We start from the raw sequence: 5,850 nt of genomic DNA on the forward strand, positions 1-5,850 counted from the left end.
GCAGGTTGCGCACGGTGCGCAGCACGATCAGCCCGTCGTCGGCGATCCAGCGCCGCTGCCAGGCCCCCCACGCGAACAGGGCGCAGACCACCGCCACGCTGGTCCACAGGCTGGTGCGCACCGCGGTGTCGTAGGGGAACGCGGTGCGGAAGAAGCGCCGAACGGGTGGGCGTCGGCGCGTCACCGGGACGGCGCCGGGATGGGGGTCAGCCGAAGGCAACCGCGGCTCCGACGGTCGCGATCCAGGAGAGCGCGAGCAGTTGCAGCACCCGGTCGCGCAGCGCGATGTCCTCGGGCTCGCCGGCCAGCCCGCCGTCGACGTCCACGGCGTAGCGCAGGATCGCGATGGTGAAGGGCACCATCGACACCGCGAACCAGGATCCGGCATGGTGGTCGCGCTCGAAGGCCCACAGTCCGTAGCAGACCACCACCGCCGTGGCCGACATCGTCCACACGAACCGCAGATACGTGCTGGTGTAGCTCTCCAGCGCCTTGCGGATCCGGGCCCCGGTACGCTCGGCGACCTGCAGCTCGGCGTAGCGCTTGCCGGCCACCATGAACAGCGACCCGAACGCCATCATCAGCAGGAACCATTGCGAGAGCGGGATGTCGGCGGCCACACCGCCGGCGATGGCCCGGAGCAGATACGCCGACGACACGATGCAGATGTCGATCACCGCTTGGTGTTTGAGGCCGTAGCAGTACCCCAGCTGCATGCCGAGGTAGACGGCCATCACCACCGCCAGGTTCGGGGTCAGCCACCAGGCGCCCGCCAGCGACACCGCCCCCAACACCACCGACAGGGCGTAGGCCAGCCACTCGGGCACCACGCCGGCCGCGATCGGCCGGAACCGCTTGGTGGGGTGCTGCCGGTCGGCCTCGACGTCGCGCACGTCGTTGACCAGATAGATCGCCGACGCCGCCAGGCAGAAGACCACGAACGCCACCGACGCCTGGGTGAGCACCTCGGTGTAGTGGTTGTAGTGCAGCGGGCCGCCCACCGCGGCCAGCGGCGCGGCCAGCACCAGCACGTTCTTGACCCACTGTCGCGGGCGCATCGCCTTGATGACCCCGGTGATCAGGTTCGGCGGGGGCCCGGTCACCACGCCCTCACTCATGGGGGACACCTCCCTCGCGAACGTCATCCAGCCAGAGTGCAAGGCGGGCGACCACGGCGCCGAGCGCCACGCCGAAAACCACGTCGCTGGGATAGTGCACGCCGAGCAGTATCCGCGACAGCGCCATCGGCGGCACCAGGACCGTGGGGCACAACCCGGGAGGCAGCCCGGTGGCCCGGCCCAGCAGGATCGCCGCCGCCGTCGTGGACGTGGCGTGCGCCGACGGGAAGCTCAGCCGGCTGGGCGTGCCGACGTTGACCGCGACGGCCGGATGATGCGGCCGTTGGCGCCGCACCAGCCGTTTGACCAGCACCGCGGCGGCGTGCGCCGCGAGTGTGCCCGCCCCGGCGAGCAGCCACGCCCGGCGGCGCCCCGGCTCGGGGTACCGCCCGCTCGTGCCGGACAGGACCGCCCCCGACGACGCCACCGCCAGCCAGCCGATGCTGTGCTCGCCGAAGTGGGACAAGGCGCGCGCCGCGGGCAGCGCCCCGGGGCGCCCGGCCAGCGCCGACTGCACGGCCACGATCACGGCCGCCTCGCCGCGCGGCGCAGCCGGTTCAGCCATGGTGGGGCTTGCCGGGGGCCGGCAGCAGCACCGTCTCCCACTTCTGCGTGCTGGACAGCACCGGCAGCGCGTCGCGGTACACCCGGCGCATCTCGTCGAACCGGCTCGCCAGCCGCCGCTGCCGGCGCAGCGAGGCGGCCAGCAGCGCGAACATCTTGCGCCGGTCGCGCTGCCGGTAGACCACGCCGCAGCCGTCGGCCGTCGTCACGGTGACGCCGTCGACCGTGCACAGCCGGAACCAGCGCGCGTCCTGGGTGGGCACGTTGAACTCCGGGCGCCGGTGGGCTTCGGGGTCGGCGGCGGTCATGTTGTGCGCGATCCCCCGCAGCAGCCGGTAGCCGATCGAGACGGGGTTGACCGGGGGTTTCATCGCCGTGCACTGGTGGGCCGGGGCCGGCAGCTCGCTGGCCGCCGGCAGCACGACCGCGTCGGGGTACTGCTTGCGGATGCGGTGCACCTCCGGCAGCGCCGACTCCAGGATCGAGAAGATGTGCTCGGGGCCGGCCAGGAAGTCGTCGATCGCTTTGTTCTGGATCGCCACCGTCGAATACTCAAGGCAAGCAAGGTGTTTCAGCGTCGCCTTGAGATGGCTGCGGACCAGGCCGGTGACGTCACCGTCCCAGTGCATCGCCGCGACCACCAACCGGTTGCGCAGGTGGAAGTAGGCCTGCCAGTCGATCGCGTCGTCCTTGTCGCTCCAGGCCATGTGCCAGATCGCCGCCCCGGGCAGCGTGACGGTCGGATAGCCGTGTTCGGCGGCCCGCAGGCCGTAGTCGGCGTCGTCCCACTTGATGAACAGCGGCAGCGGCTGGCCCAGTTCCTCGGCGACCTGCCGCGGGATCATGCACGTCCACCAGCCGTTGTAGTCGACGTCGATGCGGCGGTGCAACAGCTTGCTCTTGGCGTTGTTGTCGTTCAGCGGGTACTCGGCGAAGTCGTGGTCGTATTCGGCGTGCGGCGCCGCGGTCCACATGAAGTTCGACCGGTTGACGACCTCGCCCATGATGTGCAGGTGCGAGGGCTCCTGCAGGTTGAGCATCTGGCCGCCGATCAGCATCGGGCTCTTGGCGAAGCGGTGCATCGCCAGCACCCGCAGGATCGAGTCCGGCTCGAGGCGGATGTCGTCGTCCATGAACAGGATCTGTTGGCAGTCGGTGTTTTTCAGCGCCTCATACATCACCCGGCTGTAGCCGCCGGAGCCGCCGAGGTTGGGCTGGTCACAGATGGTCAGCCGATTGCCCAGCCGGGCGGCCGCCGCCGGGAAGTCGGGGTGGTCGCGCACCTTGTGCACGCCCTGGTCGGGCACGATCACCGCGCCGATCACCTCGTCGACCAGCGGGTCGGCGGTGAGGTCGGCCAGGGCGTTGGCGCAGTCGGCGGGCCGGTTGAACGTCGGGATCCCGACCGCGATGTTGGCGGTGCCGGGGGCGGGCTCGGCCGCATACCAACCGCCGGAGTGCAGGGTGACCGCGGTGTCGGTGGTGATGTCGAACCAGATCCAGCCGCCGTCCTCGAACGGCTTGAGCGCCACGCCGATCTCGATGACACACGGCTCGTGGTCGCTGCCGGCGAACTGGCGGCCCTCGACGAAGATCCGGGCGCCGGTGGCCTTGGTGCGGTAGACGTCGACGCGGCCCGCGCCGGTCACCTCGACCCGCAGCACGACCGACTTGCAGATCGTCCAGCGCCGCCAGTAGCTGGCCGGGAACGCGTTGAAGTAGGTGGCGAACGACACCTCGGACTCCGCGCCGATCTGCAGCGAGGTGCGGGTGGTGGCGTGCGCGCGGCGGGCGTTGGTGGCCGACTCCTCAAGGTAGAGCTTGCGCACGTCGAGGGGCTCGCCGGAGCGCGGCAGGATGATTCGGGCCAGCAGGCTCACGGCGGTCATTCGCCCGTCTCTCCGTTCAGCGGGGCGCCGTCGCGCAGGTGCGGCGCGAGGACGTTGTCGTACATGTTCAGCGCGCTGGCGATGGCCATGTGCATGTCCAGATACTGGTAGGTGCCCAGCCGGCCGCCGAACAGCACCTGCGACGCCGCGGTCTCGGCCTTCGCCCGCGCCCGGTAGGCGGCCAGCACGGCGCGGTCGGCCTCGGTGTTGATCGGATAGTAGGGCTCGTCGTCGTCCCCGGCGAACCGGGAGAACTCCCGCATGATCACCGTTTTGTCGGTGGGGTAGTCGCGCTCGGGGTGGAAGTGACGAAACTCGTGGATGCGAGTGTAGGGCACCTCGATGTCGTTGTAGTTCATCACCGGCGTGCCCTGGAAGTCGCCGGTGGGCAGCACCTCGAGCTCGAAATCCAGGGTGCGCCAGCCGAGTCGGCCTTCGGCGTAGTCGAAGTAGCGGTCCAGCGGGCCGGTGTAGACCACCGGCGCGCCGGGGCTCTCGGCGCGCAGCCGGTCGCGCACGTCGAACCAGTCGGTGTCGAGGCGGACCTCGATGCGCTCGTCGGCGGCCATGTTCTGCAGCCAGGCGGTGTAGCCGTCGACCGGCAGGCCCTCGTAGGTGTCGTTGAAGTAGCGGTTGTCGAAGGTGTAGCGCACCGGCAGGCGGGTGATGTTGGCCGCCGGCAGTTCCTTGGGATCGGTCTGCCACTGCTTGGCGGTGTAGCCCTTGACGAAGGCCTCGTAGAGCGGCCGGCCGATCAGCGAGATGGCCTTCTCCTCGAGGTTCTGCGCGTCGGTGGTCTCGATCTCGGCGGCCTGCTCGGCGATCAGCCGGCGCGCCTCGTCGGGGCTGAAATATCTGCCGAAGAACTGCGACACCAGGCCCAGTCCCATCGGGAACTGGTAGGCCTGCCCGTCGTGCATCGCGAACACGCGGTGTTGGTAACCGGTGAACTCGGTGAACTGCCGCACGTAGTCCCAGACCCGCTTGTTGGAGGTGTGGAACAGGTGGGCGCCGTACCTGTGCACCTCGATCCCCGTCTGCGGCTCGGCCTCCGAGTAGGCGTTGCCGCCGATGTGCGGGCGCCGTTCGACGACGAGCACGCGCTTGCCGAGTTGGGTAGCCACGCGCTCGGCGACGGTCAGGCCGAAGAACCCGGATCCCACGACGAGGAGGTCGAAACGAGCGGTCATCGGTTGCATAGGGTATCCGACCGCGCGGGTCCAACCCATTTGACGAGCCAGGGCCGTTCGGATTGACCTAGGTCGCGATTGGCTCACGATTCAATATCACCACTCTGGTCACACCATTCCCACTCGTACCATCGACTCTGTGTGGGTCATGCCGGACCGAATCCAAAGGCAGGACGCGCCGAACAACAGATAGCTAGATTGAGGAGACTTCCGTGCCGAACCGACGCCGACGCAAGCTTTCGACAGCCATGAGCGCGGTCGCCGCCCTGGCAGTGGCGAGTCCTTGCGCATACTTCCTGGTCTACGAGGCGACATCGGGCAGCAAGCCGACCGAGCACCACGAATTCAAGCAGGCCGCAATGATTTCCGACCTGCCCAACGAGCTGATGGGCGCGCTGTCGCAGGGGCTTTCCCAGTTCGGGGTCAACATGCCCCCGGTGCCCGCGCTGACCGGGGGCGCCGGGGCCACGCCCGGCCTGGGGACCCCGGGCCTGGCGACGCCCGGCCTGACCAGCCCCGGCCTGGCGACCCCGGGCCTGACCAGCCCGGGCCTGACGCCCGCGGCGCCCGGACTCGCGCCCGCCGCGGCGTTGCCGACGACCCCGGGGCTGCCCGGCGGGGGTCTGCCCGGCGGCGGGCTGACCACCCCCGGGCTGACCAGTCCCGCGGCCGGGCTCACCAGTCCCTCAGCCGGGCTCACCCCGGGCCTGAGCCCCGTCGGCGGGGCCGGCGAGGTGCCGATCAGCACGCCGGCCGGCCTGGACCCCGGCGCCGACGGGACCTACCCGATCCTCGGTGACCCCTCCACGCTGGGCGGCATGCCGGCCGGCGCCGGGGGCAGCAGCGGCGGCGGCGGACTGGTCAACGACGTGATGCAGGCCGCCAACCAGCTGGGCGCCAGCCAGGCCATCGACCTGATCAAGGGCCTGGTGATGCCGGCGATCATGCAGCAGGTCCAGCAGAGCGGCGGTGCCCTGCCGGGCGCGGCCGGTGCCCTGCCCGGTGCCGCCGGTGCCCTGCCGGGTGCGGCCGGCGCCCTGCCCGGCGTGGCCGGTGCCCTGCCGGGTGCCGCAGGTGCCCTGCCGGGCG

General features: G+C 70.5%; 5 protein-coding genes and 1 pseudogene. 1 reads left to right on the forward strand and 5 read right to left on the reverse strand.

Annotated elements, in window-relative coordinates:
• The 5 genes and pseudogenes from AC2VOP_RS19965 to glf all read right to left on the reverse strand — a co-directional run.
• Positions 1-220 (reverse strand): annotated as a pseudogene (locus tag AC2VOP_RS19965) (hypothetical protein); the annotation flags it as partial.
• Positions 207-1,118, reverse strand: coding sequence for a decaprenyl-phosphate phosphoribosyltransferase (locus tag AC2VOP_RS19970; protein WP_486962582.1), 912 nt, complete (start codon positions 1,116-1,118; stop codon positions 207-209). The gene AC2VOP_RS19970 and the pseudogene AC2VOP_RS19965, both read right to left, overlap by 14 nt.
• The gene (locus tag AC2VOP_RS19975; RefSeq protein WP_486962583.1) at positions 1,111-1,683 is read right to left on the reverse strand and encodes a phosphatase PAP2 family protein; all 573 of its coding nucleotides are present in this window, start codon (positions 1,681-1,683) and stop codon (positions 1,111-1,113) included. The genes AC2VOP_RS19970 and AC2VOP_RS19975 overlap by 8 nt, the downstream gene beginning before the upstream one ends.
• Complete coding sequence (locus AC2VOP_RS19980; RefSeq protein ID WP_486962584.1) at positions 1,676-3,571, reverse strand: glycosyltransferase; 1,896 nt, start codon at positions 3,569-3,571, stop codon at positions 1,676-1,678. The genes AC2VOP_RS19975 and AC2VOP_RS19980 overlap by 8 nt, the downstream gene beginning before the upstream one ends.
• Positions 3,568-4,770, reverse strand: a complete 1,203-nt coding sequence (gene glf / locus AC2VOP_RS19985) for a UDP-galactopyranose mutase (RefSeq protein WP_369736365.1) — start codon at positions 4,768-4,770, stop codon at positions 3,568-3,570. Before glf ends, AC2VOP_RS19980 begins: the two co-directional genes overlap by 4 nt.
• Positions 4,771-4,973: 203 nt before the next feature.
• Between glf and AC2VOP_RS19990 the strand changes: the two genes are divergently transcribed.
• Positions 4,974-5,850 (forward strand): PirG (locus AC2VOP_RS19990; RefSeq protein WP_486962585.1); only part of this gene is annotated, 877 nt, incomplete at its 3' end.

Source organism: Mycobacterium sp. TH-M106 (assembly GCF_057473765.1).